The sequence below is a fragment of the Parabacteroides sp. AT13 genome (genome assembly GCF_002272965.1).
Classification (GTDB): domain Bacteria; phylum Bacteroidota; class Bacteroidia; order Bacteroidales; family Tannerellaceae; genus Parabacteroides; species Parabacteroides distasonis.
The window spans coordinates 431,247-449,268 of record NZ_NQMH01000001.1 but is presented as its reverse complement, the minus strand read 5'-3'; the positions used below and the strand labels follow the sequence as shown (position 1 = coordinate 449,268).

The window sequence follows — 18,022 nt, the reverse complement described above, 5'->3', positions numbered from 1 at the left end:
TTAATTTATTAAATACGATATATCCTTTAACTCATATTCTTCCGGCAATAAATAACCATTTGTCAAAACTGTTGGAGTGGAACTTATTGTATTGCGCCTAACCCATTCGTTTTGTGCTTGAAAATTGGCTAACATATCTTTGTCATTAGGATTTAATCTGTATCTTTTATAGCAATCCTCTTTTTTATGACGCCCTTTTGCATACCAGTCAGATAGGAATCGTAAATAATCCGATTCATTATTTAGTAGATACATGGAGGTCAGTAGCATGGCGCTAGGTTCTAATTCCTTGCTAAAAGAGGTCAAGATGATTTGTATGCAAATCTCTTCTTTATATTCTTTGAGTAACTTTTCTATTTGGAGATGTAATTTTGCGCAAGGAGCACAATGTGGATTAGAGATAATGGTAATCCACTCTTTGGCATCCCTATTGCCCAATAATATTCCTGTATTTTTGTCAATGTCATATTGAGGCTGTTCGTTTAATAAGCTCTTAAATACAGAGGCATTCAGTTTTATGCTGCTAAGTTTATTGTTGCTTCGTTGGATTTGCTTTTCTTTTACGTATAATGTAACAGTAAAATGGAGCGATAGAATGACGAGCCCATACACGCATCCAATGGTAGTGAAATCAAATAAATCCCATTGATTGAAATCCATGCCTATCGCGAATAGAGAGATAAGAAAGGTGATCCATACGGTAGCTTGTACAGATAAACATAAAGCGCACCATTGTTTTACCCTAAATTTTTGGTACCATACGCTCCACGCTGTATAAGGTAATGCGATTATATTCAGAGTCTCTGCATATATAACATATTGGGGCAACAAGGCGATAAACAATATTGCGGAAAGAAAATATCCTAAGCCGAAGACACTCCAACTGATCCCCAAGAAATGAGATGCTTGGGAATCCAATGTCCCGTTGCAATCACTGGATTTCAAAAACAGGGAACAAATTTTGTTGACATATTTATCCGAGCCTAAGATCTCTCGAGAAAGCAGGATACCGCAGAAAGATGCTCCGATCACATTAACACCCCATAACCCCCAGATTCCTATCTCCATTCCTCTGTTGGTGATAAGGGCACACCCTATTAATGATAGAAGTAATGAAACGAAACATGCGATTACTATCCGCTGTCGTAAGTATTCCTTTCTATGCTCTTTATAATCCGGTTCAATAGATTCATCGGTGGATTCGAAAAGAAGGACGATTCCTGACCATCGTTCCAAGAATACCGGGATAGATAATGTGATGTTTTTACCTCGCCATGAATAGATGATTGCCTCGGTAGAAACATGTCGCACCGATACAAACTCATGATCTACGTAAGCCACAAAGGGTACATCCAATGAGGATAAGTTTTCTTGTGTTTTTTGAATTTCGGCCGCTACATTCTCTATATTATAATAACGTAGCATCTCGGACAGTCCAAACAGATTGTTTTTGTGTGGATGCCTCTCGTAGTATCTTATGGTAAAATCTTCCGTGTGCTTTATCGATAAGATTTCTAAAATTTGGATGAATAGATTGTCATGTTCCATTGCTTTAGGTCTTTAATGATTACCTTAGTTTACCAATGAACAACACCGGGTTACTCTCCTCGTCCAGTCCGGGGAAACGCCTTGCGAACTCTTCCTTCTTCAAAACGTCTTCCGGATACATCAGCATGGCGCACCAGCCCTCATCTAACGAGAAGAACTGTTTGGGCAACCACCGGAAGTTGTCATCGAACTTGATGTTCTCTAAAACTCTTGCGTTTCCGTCTTTTTTGTCGATTAAGGCTATTCCGTTTAGGTCTTCTCTTTTCCCCTTAAAGGAGAGCAATATCGTTTCCTTGGACTCCACGTAGTCCGGGATATGGCCGATGTATCCTTTCTCCGCTTCTTCCTGTATGAGTTGCATGCCTTCTTTTCCCTCTTGCGTGTAAAAGCCGGCGGGCGGTATCCTGTTATCTACGTTTATTTTGTATCGTATTTTTGAACTATCCAAAGTGCATTCAAGGATGTCGTTGCTTTGATAACCATGAGAGATAATATGTCCTTCATACCGTTCAAATGAGTTTGTGAATGAACTGATATATCGATTGCAGTTGATGATGGAATCATACGAGTTTATAATGGCTCCCGTATGATGGTTGATGATACGGTATCGTAGCTGTTCGGGGGTAGGCATACATTTTATGATGTATAGACTATCGTTCAAAAGAGTGATCGCCTCTATATAGCCGACATTCTCGCAACGCTTTTTGTTGATGAATTGGTGTGAATTTGAATAGGTTACGATTTCAATGGGAGAAGCGATCGATAGATCTCCATTGGGCCATATCATGAAATGGTTAAAGTGGAGGTATGATTGCGGATCATTTCCCTTTTTGGATAAGACTCGTTTGAATTTTCCATATTTATCCCAAACGATTAATTGCTCTCCGGAGCCTATGTAAATATCCTCTTGAAAGATAGCGATGTTTTTAACATTGTAAAGCACATCTATCAATGCGTCATCCCTTGTTTCCAAGGGGACATACCGATATTCCTCAAACATTTCATCCACGTCTTTTTCTACCCGATGTGAGAGTGGAATAAAATACTCGATTGTTTCGTCCTTGCCATTATCCTTGGCTTGATCCGGATTACAACTGATAAGCAAAAGAGTGACTAAAAATAGAAGATAGATCATGGTCATTTTTGTTTTAAGAAAAAAGCTGGTTTTAGCAGATATCACCAGCTAAAACCAGCCCTTTCTTTTGTTGCTAACCTCCTGTAGTGTTACAGTTTTGTACGCCGCCATAATTTGAGCATTTATTACAGCATTCAGAGCAGCTTGTTACTTCAATTGAGGAAGAAAGATTATGACAATGACAATACGCACTTCCTCCCCCTAAGATTTTCATCATTTGTTCTTTTGGAAGAACTTTACTTTGTTGGTTTAGTACGACTTTTGTCAGTTTTTTTGAGTTTGTCCATAATTTGAAAGATTTAAAAAGTTAATAGATGTGTAATACTTTGATATTACAAAGAAAATTAAAAAATATCAAACATGGGGTATATTATGTCTTTTTTATTGTTGTTTAATGTATATTGTCTTTCTATTGCTACAGTAGAAAATTAGTGGAGATATGCATATAAGTTAGCTATGCGAATTCGATTGTTCTGTCCCACGTTTAATTTGTTCGAGAAATGACTTATTGTATTGATGTAATTTGTTATGTAATAGTGTTTTATGTAATAGCGTAAGCTATAGGTACAAAGCCTCCCAAATGAATAACTAATCACTTGACAAGGCTCAAATTATATATTTGGATACTCCAAAAAGATTATCGGGTGAGCCTGTTTTGATGTTACGGGGATCATCTTTAACGGCTGTGCTGTAAAACATGTTTTAATGGGAATTTTGGCAGATTGCCCTAAGATGGCAAAGCTGTAAATAATCACGGTATAACTTCCCTTCTCGAAGAATATATACTTCAAGTGGCATAGGATATATACTTCATAGCCCAAGTAAGTATATCTTCTATCGCAGGTATGTCACTGATTTGCTACTGACCCGAAATAAGGCCGCACTCCTTCCGGTAGGAAGAAACGGATATCCTTGCCGGTTTGGTAAGCGTTACGGATAAATGTGGAGGAGATTTCCATCAAGGGAGCGTCTACCTTTTTCACGTTCGGATAAATGGTTGGGATCGAGATATCGAATCCTAGGCGGGGATAAATCAGCAGTTTGTAGTTTTGGAGTATTTTTTCATATTCTTTCCATCGGGGAAAAAGCAGCCAGTTATCGGCTCCCATGATAAAATAAAAGTCCCTATCCGGATAGTTACTGGATAAGGCTCGTAGGGTATCAATGGAATAAGAAGGTTTCGGCAGGTGGAACTCAATATCGCAGACCTTGAATTTCGGATATCCGTCAATGGCGGCTTGGGCCATTTCCAACCGTAGTGAGTCATCTAGCAAGTCATCCTTTTTCTTCAGCGGATTATGAGGCGTGACCACGAACCACACCTCATCCAGTCCCTCGAACTCACATAGCCAGTTCGCCAAGGCGAGATGGCCTATGTGAATGGGATTGAACGATCCACTGTAGATGCCGGTCTTGAGTCTCATCCGATTTATACTTACCCCTTCTTTTGCCAACCCTTATAGTTGATAAAACAAATGAATATATTAAATATCAGGGCACCCCCGATGATATACTCCTTATAATACAGGCTGATACCACCTAATACGAGGCTCGCTATCCCACAAACGATAGAAAGCCCCATCATAAAACGGGTATTCTTGAATATATTAGGCATAGACTATTTGTTTAAGAACTCACGAATGATCTTCAACGCATCTTTTTGGGCAGTCTCCAGATCATCGTTTACGACAACCTTATCAAACTGTCCCGTGAACCCTAATTCATACTCTGCCTTGGCGATACGGCTTTCGATAACTTCCGGGCTGTCTGTTCCCCGTCCTTCCAATCGCTTCCGTAGGTCATCGATGCAAGGAGGTTGGATAAAGACAGACAGGGCACGGTCTCCATAGAATTTCTTGATATTGCATCCGCCTACCACATCCACATCGAAAATCACGTTGTCCCCTTCATTCAAGATACGCTCTACCTCGCTCTTTAACGTACCGTAATATTTATCGGTATACACCTCCTCATATTCCAAGAAGTCTCCATTAGCGATACGACTGCGGAACTCTTCCGGCGTAAGGAAATAATATTCCACACCATTCTTCTCGGTTCCCCGCGGAGCCCGGCTGGTAGCCGAGATGGAGAAACGAAGGTGTAAATCTTGTTTCAAAAGATAATTAATAATGGTTGATTTTCCGGAACCCGAGGGTGCGGAGAAGATAATTAATTTGCCAGCCATTCTCGTTAATCTTATTATAATACGTTTAGTACCTGTTCCTTGATTTGTTCCAACTCGTCTTTCATCTGGACCACGATCTTCTGCATCTCGGCGTGGTTGCTCTTTGATCCGAGCGTATTGATCTCACGCCCCATTTCCTGAGCGATAAAACCGAGCTTCTTGCCTTGGCCGTGACCGGATTCCATGGTTGAGATAAAATATTTCAAGTGGTTGTCCAAACGGTTCTTTTCCTCGTTGACATCCAGCTTCTCGATGTAATAGATCATTTCTTGTTCGAAACGATTCTTGTCATAGTCCTTCTCGGCTATCTTTTGCAGGTTATCCATGATACGAGCTTTGATTTTCTCGATACGTTCCCCCTCGTATTTCTCCACTTCTTTCAACAGAGTGGCGATATTGGCTATCTTTTGCTCAAAAAGCTTTTGAAGCATGGCTCCTTCTTGGATACGGAAATCACACAGGTGCTTGATAGCGTCCTTTACCGTTTCTAAAACCACCCCCCATTCGGATTCGTCCGGTTCTACGGTCTCGGACTTGATTGCGTCCGGCATCCGGAGCAAGGTCTGGAACCAATCGTTCGGAACGCTGATATTCAGTTTCTCTGCGATCTCCTTGATTTGGTTGTAATAATTCTCTACGGCGGCAAGATTGATCTGTGTAGGAGTATCTTTGCCTATATATTCTATAAAGATATTGAACTCAACTTTTCCCCGCTCCAAAGATTGAAGTAACAGGCTCCGAAGCTCCATTTCCTTATCCTTGTATATAGAAGGGATACGGGTGGACAAATCCAATTGCTTACTGTTTAAAGCCTTTATCTCTACGGTTACTTTTTTTGAAGGGAGCTCGGCAGTAACCTTACCGAACCCAGTCATTGATTGTATCATTTTTCTCAAAAGTTTGCGCAAAGATAGTGGTTTCCTTTTAGATTTGATGTTTATTTTCTCATAAATAGATGTTTCTCATAGGGCTGCCTTGATAGTATAATGAATTTTTGTATACCTTCGCAGCCTAATCAGATTGAAGGATTGAGATTGTTTGTTCGTTCAATTATCAATTGTTAATAGTTAATTATTATGTCATTGATCTTAAATATCGAGACATCCACTTCCGTATGTTCAGTAGCCCTGTCGGAAGGGGAGGAGGTGGTCTTTGAGAAGGCTTCCTTCGAGGGGCCGTCTCATGCGGCGTTATTGGGCGTTTATATGGAAGAGGCATTAGAGGTTGCGAAGTCGAAAGGGATGAAACTGGATGCCGTGGCGGTAAGTAGCGGACCCGGATCTTATACGGGGTTACGCATCGGGGTGTCTGTGGCTAAAGGATTATGCTTTGGGTACGGTATTCCTTTGATCGGTATTCATACGCTGGATATTTTAGCGTCTGCCGCTATCCGGAAAAATAAGGAGGAGGCCGATTGCTTGTATTGCGCTATGTTGGATGCCCGTCGTATGGAAGTCTACTCTTCGATTTATGATTCCCATCTCAACACGATACGTGCTACGACTGCTGATATCGTAGATGCTGATTCGTATGCTTCTTTTTTAGAGAACGGTAAGGTTTGTTTCTTTGGAGACGGTGCCGCTAAATGTGAGACGGTAATCACTTCCCCGAATGCCTGTTTTATAGATGGTATCTATCCATTAGCTGTAAATATGGCATCCTTGTCGCAGAAAGCATATGATGATGCCCGTTTTGAGAATGTGGCTTATTTTGAGCCTTTCTATTTGAAAGAATTCCAAGCAACGATCGCTAAGAACAAAGTGCTGAACGAGGCGTTAGGGAAAAACAAATAAGAGTAAGGGTACACAACCAAATTCATGTTCCGGCTGTTTATTCTAAAATGAATAAATCAGTTAAAGACATGAGAAAGAAAAGTGTGAATACGCTATTGGTGTTTGGTGTGGTTGTCGCTATAATCCTTTTGATGATCTGGTTGTTCCTCGGGACAACGTTGGTGGAGGATACGAGTACGGAGATTAGTCCGGTTCCTATAGAGCAAGCTAACTGAGAACAATAACATAAAAAGGCGGGATCCTTTCGGACCTCGCCTTTTTTAATATAGATAGTTGTTTTATTAACCAAGGAATCCTAGCAAGATACCGGCAGCTACAGCGGAACCGATTACACCTGCTACGTTCGGACCCATAGCGTGCATCAACAAGTAATTGGTCGGGTCGTATTCCAAACCTACGACTTGAGAGATACGAGCTGAGTCGGGAACAGCAGATACACCGGCGTTACCGATAAGCGGATTGATCTTATTGCCGTCTTTCAATATTAAATTGAATAATTTAACGAACAATACACCGGCGCAAGTAGCGATCACGAATGATAACGCACCTAGACCGAAGATCTTGATAGAGTTCAATGTCAAGAACTGAGTTGCTTGAGTAGAAGCACCTACCGTGATACCCAATAAGATCGTGATTGTATCGATCAGAGGACCACGAGCAGTTTCTGCCAAACGACGAGTCACGCCACTTTCTTTCAATAAGTTTCCGAAGAATAGCATACCTAACAATGGTAAACCGGACGGAACCAAGAAGCAAGTAAGCAACAAGCCAACGATCGGGAAGATAATTTTTTCCGTGGAAGAAACGGCTCTCGGCGGTTTCATACGGATCAAACGCTCTTTCTTAGTCGTAAGCAATCTCATGAACGGTGGTTGGATAATAGGAACCAACGCCATGTATGAGTAGGCGGATACCGCGATCGCACCCATTAAGTTTGGCGCTAACTTAGAAGAAAGGAAGATAGCCGTCGGACCGTCAGCACCACCGATAATACCGATAGCACCTGCTTGGTTCGGCTCAAATCCCATTTGAAGAGCAATCGTATAAGCACCAAAGATACCGAACTGAGCCGCTGCACCGATCAACATCAACTTTGGATTGGAGATCAATGCGGAGAAGTCGGTCATGGCCCCGATGCCGAGGAAGATCAATGGCGGATACCATCCAGAGGTCACACCCTGATAGAGGATGTTCAGTACAGACCCTTGCTCATAAATACCTACTTGAAGACCTGCGTCCTTGAAAGGGATATTACCGATCAAGATACCGAATCCGATAGGGATCAAAAGCATCGGTTCAAACTCATATTTAATCGCCAGGAATATAAACAACAGACCTACCAGAATCATGATGAGATGTCCCGGAGTAGCGTTGTATACACCTGTATAGGTAAGGAACAGTTGTAAGTTCTCACCTAAGAATGTTAAAAAGCTCTCTTGCATAGTCTTATCCGATTACTACGAGATCAGCACCTTCTAGCACAGAGTCTCCCTTGTGTACTTTAATTTCTATAATCTTACCGTCACGGTCTGCGTTGATGTTGTTCTCCATCTTCATAGCCTCAAGGATAATCAAGGTTTGACCTCTCTTCACGGTATCACCTACGTTGCACTTAACCTGCAAGATAACACCTGGTAGCGGAGTCTTAACAGCCCCTTGTGTCGTAGAAGCCGCCGGACGGGAAACAACAGGGTCTCCACTTGCCGTAGTCGGGGCTTGAGCTGGGCGTTTCAATGTAACCATTTGTTTCTTTGCCGGTTTCTCCATCTTAACTTGGTAGGGAGTTCCGTTTACTTCAAGTTCTGCGATATCATCCACTACAGAATTGATGTGTACTTTATATACGTTACCGTTAATGGTATATTTAAAACTTTTCATTCTTTAGTTCGTTTTTAGATAATTACTTTTGAGGAGTTTGACGTAAGCCATAGAGTTTTGAACTCCAAGGAGAATAAGCTCGTTGTACCTTACGTATAGTGAGAACCGTGTTCTCGATATCGTGATTATCATCGCTCATTTCGTATAGAGCGGTAGCGATGGCGGCGAATATCTCTCCAGATTCTTGTCCTGCGTCTGCGGTAACTGAAGCAGAACCTACGGCCTTCTCTACGTTACGTTTGCTAGCGGCGATAGATAATTTACCAATCTGCTTAAAGATGATGTACAACAAGAACAGACCTAAGAATACAACAGCCATAGCCGTGATAGTCATACCGATACCTAAAGAGTCATTAACCCTGAAGTTATCGATTTTCTCATTGGAGTCCAACGTCAAGTTGTTCGTACTGGGAGTGACTTTCTTTAACTGTGCCCAGTCTTTTTCGCCATCAATCACTCTACCGTAGCTAATGTCTGCTAATTGGCCTGCCGGAATTGTGATCTCATCGATCAAGGTCTTACCGTCGGCGTCATATAAGGCAACATAATTCTCCTTAGAGGGATCTAATACGAAGTTAACGTGGAATGTACCTCTGCCCGGCTGTCCGTCAGCCCAAAATAGTGTGTGCTGGCGGGGTTGGATCTGAGTTAATACGTCTCCCTTCGGGATCGGATATTTCATGGGATTGTTTTTGTCGTCTGTCAAATAGCATCCCGCGATATTTACCGTTCCGGCCGAAGTGTTGAACAACTCAATCCAGCCATGACGTTTGCCATAGTCATCAACGAAGTTATCCTCGTTGATAACCAATACTTCATTAATTCGCATGGAGGTTGCGCGCTGTGCCTTTGCCCCGAATGAAATGAGCAAAGCGAACAATAGCAATACCCCTATTTTCTTATTTATCATATTCATCTCCTGTTTTACGGATTATAGAGGCAGGTTATCATGTTTCTTAGCAGGATTGCTTAGCTTCTTAGTCTGCAATTGCTGCAAAGCACGAATTATACGGAAACGAGTGTTACGCGGTTCGATAACATCGTCGATATAACCGTATTGAGCTGCGTTATAAGGATTAGCGAATGCTTTCTTATATTCAGCTTCTTTCTCTGCTGCGCATGCTTTCGGATCTTCAGCGGCTGCTACTTCCTTGGCGAAGATAACCTCTACGGCACCGCTCGGGCCCATAACGGCGATCTCGGCTGTCGGCCATGCGTAATTCATATCACCACGTAAATGTTTAGAACTCATCACGCAATAAGCTCCACCGTAAGACTTACGCAATGTAACGGTAATCTTAGGAACGGTAGCCTCACCATAAGCGTAAAGCAATTTAGCGCCATGAAGGATTACACCGTTGTATTCCTGACCTGTACCCGGAAGGAATCCCGGAACGTCAACCAATGTTACCAAAGGAATATTGAAAGCGTCGCAGAAACGAACGAAGCGACCTGCTTTACGAGATGCGTTGCTATCCAAGCATCCTGCCATAACCTTCGGCTGGTTGGCTACGATACCGACAGATTGTCCGTTGAAACGAGCGAAACCTACGATGATATTCTTAGCGTAGTCCGCATGGACCTCTAGGAACTCGTTGTTATCGACGATCGTACCGATAACCTCATACATATCGTAAGATTGGTTAGCGTTATCGGGAATGATATCGTTCAATACATCATCCAGACGATCGATCGGGTCTTTACACTCAACTAACGGCGTTTCCTCTAAGTTGTTCTGAGGTAAGAAACTGAGCAATTTACGAATCAATTGCAAACCATCCTCTTCTGTATCAACAGCGAAATGGGCTACACCTGATTTTGTAGTGTGTACGCTGGCTCCACCCAACTGCTCTTGGGTTACATCCTCACCTGTTACGGTTTTTACTACTTTCGGACCTGTCAAGAACATGTAGCTGGTACCACGTGTCATGATGTTGAAGTCTGTCAAAGCCGGAGAATAAACGGCTCCACCGGCGCAAGGGCCGAAGATACCGGAAATCTGGGGAACAACACCAGATGCCAAGATGTTACGTTGGAAAATCTCCGCATATCCTGCCAAGGCGTTTACACCTTCTTGGATACGAGCTCCGCCGGAGTCGTTCAAACCGATAACGGGAGCGCCCATCTTCATGGCTTGATCCATTACTTTACAGATCTTCATAGCCAAAGCCTCAGACAAGGCTCCACCGAATACGGTGAAATCTTGAGCGAAGATATATACCAAACGTCCGTCGATCGTACCATAACCTGTTACGATACCATCGCCTAAATATTTAGTTTTCTCGATACCGAAGTTTGTACAACGGTGTTGAACAAACATGTCGAATTCCTCGAAACTACCTTCGTCAAGCAACATGGCGATACGCTCACGAGCGGTATATTTGCCTTTTTTGTGCTGTGATTCGATTCTTTTCTCTCCTCCACCCAAGCGAGCTTGCTCACGAAGTGCGATGAGCTCTTTTACTTTTTCAAGCTGGTTACTCATTGTATTTTGATTTGTTGTTAGAAATGAACGGATTAATTATTTGTTGCCCGGCATGCAAAGTTCTGTCAATACGCTGCAAGTTGATTTCGGGTGAAGGAAAGCGATGTTCAAGCCTTCCGCGCCACCACGAGGAGCTTTATCGATTAATTTAACGCCTTTTTCCTCAGCCTCGTTCAAAGCTGCCTGTACATCAGGTACCGCGAATGCGATATGGTGGATACCTTCACCTTTTTTCTCGATAAATTTCGCGATCGTGCTATCTTCGCTGGTCGGCTCTAGTAGTTCAATCTTAGTCTGTCCTACCTTGAAAAATGCGGTTTTTACTTTTTGGTCTGCTACTACTTCGATATTGTAGCATTTTAATCCAAGAACGCCTTCATAATAGGGTAAACAAGCCTCGATACTCTTCACTGCGATACCTAAATGTTCGATATGTGTAAGTTCCATGTCAATAATAATTTAAAGATTTAGTAAATGTTTGTTTCTATTGTGTGCAAATGTACACTACTTTTTATGAATGAGGAAATAATTTTTTGTTTTTATCTCCCAGTAAATGTGTTTAAAGATACATTTTATTAAAAATCGACAATCAGACGAACGTTCAATTGACGTCCGGTCAGATAGTTTGGAACTGCGTATTGGACATTATATACATCTGTTATCCAATAGTAGGAACTAACGTTTTTGATGTCTAATATGTTAAACACATCCAGACCTAGCCAAATGTTTTTCAAATGGCGGAAGAAGCCCCTGTCCATGATAGCGTCCGTGCCTCCTGCCAATTGATAGGAGAGGCCGATATCTACACGTTTGTAGGCGGGCGTACGGAAATAGCCGGCTTCGTATCCTTTGCCCGGGATTGTCTGGGGAAGTCCTCCGGATAGAACTCCTTTCAGATTTAGCTTGACTCGTTTATAGCCCGGGAAATAATCTTGGAAGAAGAGTGAGATGTTGTAGCCTTGGCTATTGGCCATAGGAACGGTCGTTGTTTCCCGGATGGTTTGCTGGGCTTTCATCAAGGAGAAGCTGATCCATGAGTCGGTACCCGGTACGAATTCTCCGAAGAATTTGACATCGAGTCCCATGGCGTAACCTTTGGCGCAGTTCTCACCGTAATAGCGGATCTTGACGTTATCTACGGTGTAGGGATTCAGATTGTCCAGCTTTTTATAGTACATCTCGGCGGTCACCTTGAAATTCCGGTCTACGGCACGGAACGTATAATCTCCTCCCAATATGAAATGGATGGAGCGTTGTGACTTTAGATCTTTGTTCAATACCGTGATATTATTGCCGTTCTTATCTTTGTCTACTCTACGTAATTCCTTGTAGAAGGGCGATTGATAATACAGTCCGGTGGCGAAACGGAGCGTCAAGTCTTGGTCGAAGTTCGGGATAAAGCCCAATGAGGCACGGGGACTGAAAAGGAACTCCTTATTATAAGTCCAATAACTACCTCTAACCCCTGCGACTAACGTGAACAGACCTTGCTTGGTCCTGAATTTGAATGCGTCTTGCGCATAAGCGGAAAAGCGTGTGCTTTCTATCTGATTATCAGAAAAGAGGTTCGAATATACACTTACGTTATTACCGGTTTGGGGCAAAGAATAACCTGAGGAATCCCTTTTTTCCCATTCACTGATCTTATCATTGATTTTCTCCATTTGTACCGTGGCTCCCCATTTCAACGTATTGTTTAAAAGGCGGGCCATCCCATAGTGCCCGACATTCATGACGGTGGAGTTCAAACGGTTTCGTGCGTGCTCGTGATAACGGCCTACGGACATGGCGGCTGACGCGTCGTCATTCGGATTTTCCGCTCCGTTCTCGCTCAGCCAATATTCTCCGGCGATATCGTATCCCTCTTCTTCCTTGCTTTTGAAAGCGGAGGCTTGAAGTCCCAACTCTGTGTTCTCATTGGGGTTGTGTTTCAATGTAAGCGCACCGAATAAGGTTTGGAAACGGTCTCTTTCCCTTCCGTCGAAATAGACTTTGAAGTTCTTGGGATGCTCGGCTGTACCGAAAGAGGTTTCTCGGCTATAAGGGGTGAATTTATAATTATTGTTAGCGAGGTTTCCCAAGAAATTGATTTCCCATTTAGGGGCCAATTGGTACGTGATGTAAGTTTGCAAATCGATAAATTTAGGGTCGTATTCTGCGTCTGTATCCATGGTACCCAAAATAGACCGACCGCTTTTAAAGCGGAAACCCGTTACTTGGGTAAATTTACCGATAGAACTGCCTACATAAGCATTCGCGCCCAACAAGCTCGCAGAAGCCGAGCCTTCGAATATCTTAGGTTTTTTATAGGTAATATCCAGCACAGAACTCATCTTGTCTCCGTAACGAGCCTCGAAGCCACCGGCGGCGAAATTGACCGCCTCCGTTAGGTCCGGATTGATAAAGCTAAGGCCCTCTTGTTGTCCCGAGCGAATCAGAAGTGGACGGAATACCTCGATCCCATTCACATAAACGATATTTTCATCATAACTACCTCCACGTACGGAATACTGGGAACTTAACTCGTTATTGGACGATACTCCGGCAAACGTAACGACCAAGCTCTCTATACTACCTCCGGAAGGATCGGGCAATAACTTGATTTTGTCCGCATTTAGGGACTCCATGGTCGTGGTCTGCTTGCGGATGGCAGTAACAGATACTTCCCCTAAATCAAATGAGGTATAGTTCATCTGTACGTTCAGGCGCATATCGGCTTGTGCTGAAGGAATGATACGTTCAGCTTTATTATATCCCAGACAAGAGTAAATAATGGAGATAGAATCCCCCGGCGATATGGAAAAGGAATAATATCCCTTCTCGTTGGTCATGGAGCCGATCAACGTGTTCTTAACCCGGACATTCACTAATTCCAGAGGGTTACCGTCGGCGTCACGGACATAACCAGTGATTTTTATGCGGCCTTCGCCAAAGGCACTCACGGAAATAAGTATAAATAGCAGCGCGGCTATCGCACGAATCTTCATAATCTATTGTTCAATTATAAAAATACTAACGAGAAAAAAGAACGATACGTATATATGGGTGCAAAAAATTATATTTATATTTGCGAATCTTAATATTAAAAGAGTACAAAGAACGAAAAAAATGGAGAGTTTTGCAACACTTATACAAAATAGAAGAAGTACACGTAAGTTTACCGAACAACTACTTTCACCCGAGCAGGTAGAACTGATCTTGAAAGCGGCGTTGATGGCTCCGGCCTCAAAACGTAGTAATCCTTGGCAGTTCGTGGTCGTGGAAGATAAGGAAATGTTGAAGAAACTTGCCGGGTGTAAGAAAAATGGTTCCACTTTTCTGGAGGGTTGTGCCTTAGCCGTGGTTGTCTTGGCGAATGTGATGGAAAGCGATGTTTGGATCGAGGACGCTTCGGTCGCTTCTATTTATATGCAATTGCAAGCAGAGGATTTGGGATTGGGCAGTTGCTGGTGTCAGATCCGGAACCGGGTAACAGAGGACGAGGCGGATTCGAATAATTATGTTCGTTCGTTGCTGGATATCCCTTATCAATTGGATGTCTTGTCTATCATTGGTATCGGTTATAAGGATCAGGTTCGTAAGCCTTTTGATGAATCCCATTTACAATGGGAGAAGATACATATAGGAAAGTTTTCTCTTCCGGAAGAAAATAAAGAGACGGGAGAATGAGAGTCGTATTTGTTGGTGCCGGAAACTTAGCTACCCGGCTTTCGTTGGAAATGCGTAAGTCCGGAATGAGTATCGGGCAAGTATATAGTCACACAAGTGAGCATGCTAAGATTTTAGCTGATGAATTGGGATGTGGGTGGACCGTGATCCCGGAAGAGATTGTGGAAGATGCCGACTTGTATGTTTTCTCTTTGAAAGATGCCGTGCTCCAAGATGTTATCGCCCGTGTAAAACCGAATAACGGTTTGTGGGTGCACACGGCAGGGAGTATGCCAATCTCTGTATTTGAAGGTTTTACGGCTAGATATGGGGTGGTTTATCCGTTACAAACGTTTAGTAAGAGTAGGGAGGTGGATTTCAAGAAAATACCGTTCTTTTTAGAGGCGAACTCATCTGAAGATGAGAAGGTGCTGGGAGAGGTGGCTAGGGCGCTCTCCTGTGATGTCCGTTTCCTCTCCTCCGAGAAGCGAAAGAACTTACATTTAGCGGCGGTTTTCGCTTGTAATTTTACGAATCATATGTATGCGCTAGCTGAAAAGATCTTGGAAGAACAGCAAATACCGGGAGAGGTCTTGCTACCTTTGATAGACGAGACAGCCGCTAAGGTACATGTAATGTCGCCGGCGCGGGCCCAAACGGGACCAGCTATACGATATGACGAAAATGTGATAAACAAACATATGGCTATGCTTAAAGATCCGGATATGCGAAATCTATATGAGCTGATTAGCCGAAGTATACATAAGGAGGCTCGACATGAGTAGTATAAACTATGATTTGAGAAAAATAAAGGCTTTTGTCTTTGATGTAGACGGGGTGCTATCCTGCGATGTGATTCCGCTTCACCCGAATGGCGATCCGATGCGTACGGTCAATATCAAGGATGGCTATGCCTTGCAATTGGCCGTGAAGAAAGGTTATGAGGTCGCTATAATTACGGGCGGATATACGGAAGCCGTACAGATTCGCTTTTCTCGTTTAGGAATACAACGTATTTATATGCGTAGCGCTGTAAAGGTGCATGACTTTAAGGATTTTATGGAAAAAACGGGCTTGTCTCCTGAGCAAATCATGTATGCGGGTGATGATATTCCTGATTATGAGGTAATGACGCAAGTCGGATTGCCGGTGGCACCTGCGGATGCGGCTCCGGAGATCAAGGAGATAGCGAAATATATATCCTCCCGGCGAGGTGGCGAAGGCGTAGCTAGGGACGTGATCGAGCAAACGATGCGGGCGCAAGGACACTGGTTCGGCGAGGAGGCTTTTGGGTGGTAAAATTTTGGTGAATGTGTAACGCTTAATCGAATAGGTTATGTTAGAGAATTTAAAAAAGTACAAGATCGTCTTAGCCTCTAATTCTCCGAGACGACGGAATTTGTTATCTGGTCTGGATATCGACTTCGAGGTGAGGGTAATTTCGGATATTGACGAGTCTTACCCGGATTCTATTGACTCCATGGAGATCCCTTTATATATTGCCCGTTCGAAAGCGGAGGCCTATAAACCGACTATGGCGGATGATGAATTGCTAATCACGGCAGATACGATCGTTTGGACGTTTGACGGGGTTATGGGAAAGCCTGCGAATCGAGAGGAAGCTTATGCTATGCTTCATGCTTTGTCGGATCATGTACATCAGGTAATAACCGGTGTTTGTATCATGACGAAGGACAAAAATGTAGGCTTTTCCGTCGAATCTGCGGTTTGTTTCGCTAAATTGGGTGATGAAGAGATTAATTATTATTTGGATAAATATAAACCTTATGATAAAGCGGGAGGGTATGGCATTCAGGAGTGGATCGGTTATATCGGGGTAGAGGCTATCAATGGTAGTTTTTATAACGTGATGGGATTACCTGTGCAAAAGCTTTATCAGGAATTGAAACATTTTTAATCTCAATTCAAGGTAAAGTATTTATCCTTCATATAATATTCTATCTGATTTAATGTGTGCGCTAAGGCTGGGGGAATCGGTAAGACGACCGGTTTCTCCACATTCCATTCCGGGTCATTTATGATCATGTCGGATAGACTGCCCGCATGTATTAAGATAAGGCGGGTAGGGGCTGAGGCTATAACCTTATGATTGGTGTTTTGCGCAAGTAGCATGAAATGATCTTTTGCCACTTCCGCTATATGTGTCCCTTCTTGGCTGTAAATAATAAGTTTTCCCGAAAATACGAAGATTAATAGGTTATCCGTGGTTGTGGAATTAAACAGGGAATCTCCGGCTCTCAGTATTTTGCATTCAAGTTGATTTAGATAACGCTTCATGTAGGAACTTAAGGATTTTCGAGGATAGCCAATGTTTTTCTGTTAGGAAGGTATTCCAACATACCTTTTGAGTAGGTGACTTTCTGTTGTCCGTTGTTGTCCGCATAAATAATGAAATACTCTATTTGGGGGATGGATTGTGCCAGTAGCTTCGCTTTCTCGACTCCCAAAACCATGAAAGTCGTAGCGTAAGCGTCTGCTGTCATACAATCTTCCGCCACGATTGTCGCACTAAGAATATTTTGTCCAGCGGGATAACCGGTCGCAGGATTGATCGTATGGGCATATTTCTTACCATCCTTGATGTAGAAGTTTCGGTAGTCACCAGAAGTAGCCACCCCCCCTTTTTGGCATAATTGTACGATCTCTTCAACATCATTTGTTACGCCACTTGTCCCTATTTCCGGCTTGTTGATGCCGACTCGCCAACAGTCACCTTGTTGATTTACGCCTTTCATGGTGACCTCACCACCTATTTCTACCATGTAGTTCTTTACGCCTTCCTTTTCCAGCAGGCGGGCGATAACATCGCAAGCATAACCTTTTGCGATGGACGAACAATTCAATAGAATCCGGGGATCTTCTTTGATGATTTTCTTTCCTTCCAATCTTACTTTTTGATAACCGACGAAAGCCTTGATGCTATCGATCATCTGCGGGGTTACGCTGTCCATCTTACTGAATCCGAATCCCCATAGATTAATTAATGGAGCGCAAGTAATATCAAAAGCTCCTCCTGATTTTTTGGAGATTTCTTCCGCCTTATTGAATACTTCGGTAAACCATTCGTCTACCTCCACATCCTCGTTATTATTGACTTTAGCGATCGTGGAGTTGGGGTTGAAAGGATTTAAGGAGAGGTTAAAATGTTGCAGCTCGCTGTCGATCTTATCGGTTAGGATTTGCTTGGCCTTGTATTTGATGTGGTAACTTGTATGAAAAACAGAACCACTCTCTTCGAAATATTGGCCCTTGTCCGAGCAAGCCGTAAGCGATAAGATCAACAGGCTGACTAATATGGAAATATTCTTGCGCATCATTATGAAATTTTA

General features: G+C 42.9%; 21 protein-coding genes. 6 read left to right on the top strand and 15 right to left on the bottom strand.

What is annotated here, in order from left to right; genetic code table 11:
• The 7 genes from CI959_RS02175 to CI959_RS02145 form a co-directional block, all read right to left on the bottom strand.
• Positions 1–1,548, bottom strand: a complete 1,548-nt coding sequence (locus CI959_RS02175) for a thioredoxin domain-containing protein (protein WP_036633076.1) — start codon at positions 1,546–1,548, stop codon at positions 1–3.
• 19 nt (positions 1,549–1,567) lie between these two features.
• Positions 1,568–2,683 (bottom strand): 6-bladed beta-propeller, encoded by a 1,116-nt coding sequence (locus CI959_RS02170; protein WP_034527793.1) that lies wholly within the window; start codon positions 2,681–2,683, stop codon positions 1,568–1,570.
• A gap of 73 nt (positions 2,684–2,756) precedes the next feature.
• Positions 2,757–2,951, bottom strand: coding sequence for a hypothetical protein (locus tag CI959_RS02165; protein WP_081033166.1), 195 nt, complete (start codon positions 2,949–2,951; stop codon positions 2,757–2,759).
• 580 nt (positions 2,952–3,531) lie between these two features.
• Positions 3,532–4,107: a nicotinate (nicotinamide) nucleotide adenylyltransferase gene (gene nadD, locus CI959_RS02160; protein WP_005865778.1), complete on the bottom strand. Its 576-nt coding sequence runs from the start codon at positions 4,105–4,107 to the stop codon at positions 3,532–3,534.
• Positions 4,108–4,118: 11 nt separating this feature from the next.
• Positions 4,119–4,298 (bottom strand): hypothetical protein, encoded by a 180-nt coding sequence (locus CI959_RS02155; protein ID WP_022192875.1) that lies wholly within the window; start codon positions 4,296–4,298, stop codon positions 4,119–4,121.
• 3 nt (positions 4,299–4,301) lie between these two features.
• The gene (gene gmk, locus CI959_RS02150; RefSeq protein WP_005861508.1) at positions 4,302–4,868 is read right to left on the bottom strand and encodes a guanylate kinase; all 567 of its coding nucleotides are present in this window, start codon (positions 4,866–4,868) and stop codon (positions 4,302–4,304) included.
• Between the two features lie 14 nt (positions 4,869–4,882).
• Positions 4,883–5,755: a YicC/YloC family endoribonuclease gene (locus CI959_RS02145; protein ID WP_009018783.1), complete on the bottom strand. Its 873-nt coding sequence runs from the start codon at positions 5,753–5,755 to the stop codon at positions 4,883–4,885.
• Positions 5,756–5,944: 189 nt separating this feature from the next.
• On the opposite strand from CI959_RS02145, the gene tsaB reads away from it, so the two are divergent.
• Together tsaB and CI959_RS21440 are read left to right on the top strand one after the other, a co-directional pair.
• Positions 5,945–6,661, top strand: coding sequence for a tRNA (adenosine(37)-N6)-threonylcarbamoyltransferase complex dimerization subunit type 1 TsaB (gene tsaB, locus CI959_RS02140; RefSeq protein WP_005861512.1), 717 nt, complete (start codon positions 5,945–5,947; stop codon positions 6,659–6,661).
• Positions 6,662–6,729: 68 nt separating this feature from the next.
• Positions 6,730–6,876 carry a hypothetical protein gene (locus tag CI959_RS21440; RefSeq protein WP_005861514.1) on the top strand — a complete coding sequence of 49 codons (147 nt, stop codon included), beginning with the start codon at positions 6,730–6,732 and terminating at the stop codon, positions 6,874–6,876.
• Between the two features lie 66 nt (positions 6,877–6,942).
• Here CI959_RS21440 and CI959_RS02130 read toward each other — a convergent pair whose 3' ends face one another.
• The 6 genes from CI959_RS02130 to CI959_RS02105 all read right to left on the bottom strand — a co-directional run bounded on the left by CI959_RS02130 (position 6,943) and on the right by CI959_RS02105 (position 14,011).
• Complete coding sequence (locus CI959_RS02130; protein WP_005861516.1) at positions 6,943–8,103, bottom strand: sodium ion-translocating decarboxylase subunit beta; 1,161 nt, start codon at positions 8,101–8,103, stop codon at positions 6,943–6,945.
• 4 nt (positions 8,104–8,107) lie between these two features.
• Entirely contained in the window at positions 8,108–8,539 is a 432-nt protein-coding gene (locus CI959_RS02125; RefSeq protein WP_005861518.1) for a biotin/lipoyl-containing protein, read from the bottom strand.
• A 22-nt stretch (positions 8,540–8,561) separates the two neighbouring features.
• Positions 8,562–9,449, bottom strand: a complete 888-nt coding sequence (locus CI959_RS02120) for an OadG family transporter subunit (RefSeq protein ID WP_005861520.1) — start codon at positions 9,447–9,449, stop codon at positions 8,562–8,564.
• A gap of 21 nt (positions 9,450–9,470) precedes the next feature.
• The gene (locus CI959_RS02115; RefSeq protein WP_005861522.1) at positions 9,471–11,024 is read right to left on the bottom strand and encodes an acyl-CoA carboxylase subunit beta; all 1,554 of its coding nucleotides are present in this window, start codon (positions 11,022–11,024) and stop codon (positions 9,471–9,473) included.
• Between the two features lie 36 nt (positions 11,025–11,060).
• A complete protein-coding gene (mce, locus tag CI959_RS02110; protein WP_005861524.1) occupies positions 11,061–11,471 on the bottom strand; it encodes a methylmalonyl-CoA epimerase in 411 nt (136 codons plus the stop codon).
• Between the two features lie 128 nt (positions 11,472–11,599).
• Positions 11,600–14,011: a TonB-dependent receptor gene (locus tag CI959_RS02105; protein ID WP_005861526.1), complete on the bottom strand. Its 2,412-nt coding sequence runs from the start codon at positions 14,009–14,011 to the stop codon at positions 11,600–11,602.
• Positions 14,012–14,132: 121 nt separating this feature from the next.
• Here CI959_RS02105 and CI959_RS02100 point away from each other — a divergent pair, with 121 nt between their 5' ends.
• From CI959_RS02100 to CI959_RS02085, 4 genes are read left to right on the top strand one after another with little or no spacing between them, the layout of a single operon-like run.
• Entirely contained in the window at positions 14,133–14,693 is a 561-nt protein-coding gene (locus CI959_RS02100; protein ID WP_034527798.1) for a nitroreductase family protein, read from the top strand.
• Positions 14,690–15,457 (top strand): Rossmann-like and DUF2520 domain-containing protein, encoded by a 768-nt coding sequence (locus tag CI959_RS02095; RefSeq protein WP_008780769.1) that lies wholly within the window; start codon positions 14,690–14,692, stop codon positions 15,455–15,457. The genes CI959_RS02100 and CI959_RS02095 overlap by 4 nt, the downstream gene beginning before the upstream one ends.
• A complete protein-coding gene (locus tag CI959_RS02090; RefSeq protein WP_008780770.1) occupies positions 15,450–15,971 on the top strand; it encodes an HAD family hydrolase in 522 nt (173 codons plus the stop codon). The genes CI959_RS02095 and CI959_RS02090 overlap by 8 nt, the downstream gene beginning before the upstream one ends.
• Before the next feature lie 37 nt (positions 15,972–16,008).
• Positions 16,009–16,590, top strand: a complete 582-nt coding sequence (locus CI959_RS02085; protein ID WP_005861534.1) for a Maf-like protein — start codon at positions 16,009–16,011, stop codon at positions 16,588–16,590.
• Positions 16,591–16,592: 2 nt separating this feature from the next.
• On the opposite strand, the gene CI959_RS02080 is transcribed toward CI959_RS02085, so the two are convergent.
• Positions 16,593–16,970 carry a hypothetical protein gene (locus CI959_RS02080; protein ID WP_005861536.1) on the bottom strand — a complete coding sequence of 126 codons (378 nt, stop codon included), beginning with the start codon at positions 16,968–16,970 and terminating at the stop codon, positions 16,593–16,595.
• An 8-nt stretch (positions 16,971–16,978) separates the two neighbouring features.
• Positions 16,979–18,010 carry an FAD:protein FMN transferase gene (locus CI959_RS02075; RefSeq protein ID WP_087880116.1) on the bottom strand — a complete coding sequence of 344 codons (1,032 nt, stop codon included), beginning with the start codon at positions 18,008–18,010 and terminating at the stop codon, positions 16,979–16,981.
• Between the last annotated feature and the right edge of the window lie 12 nt (positions 18,011–18,022).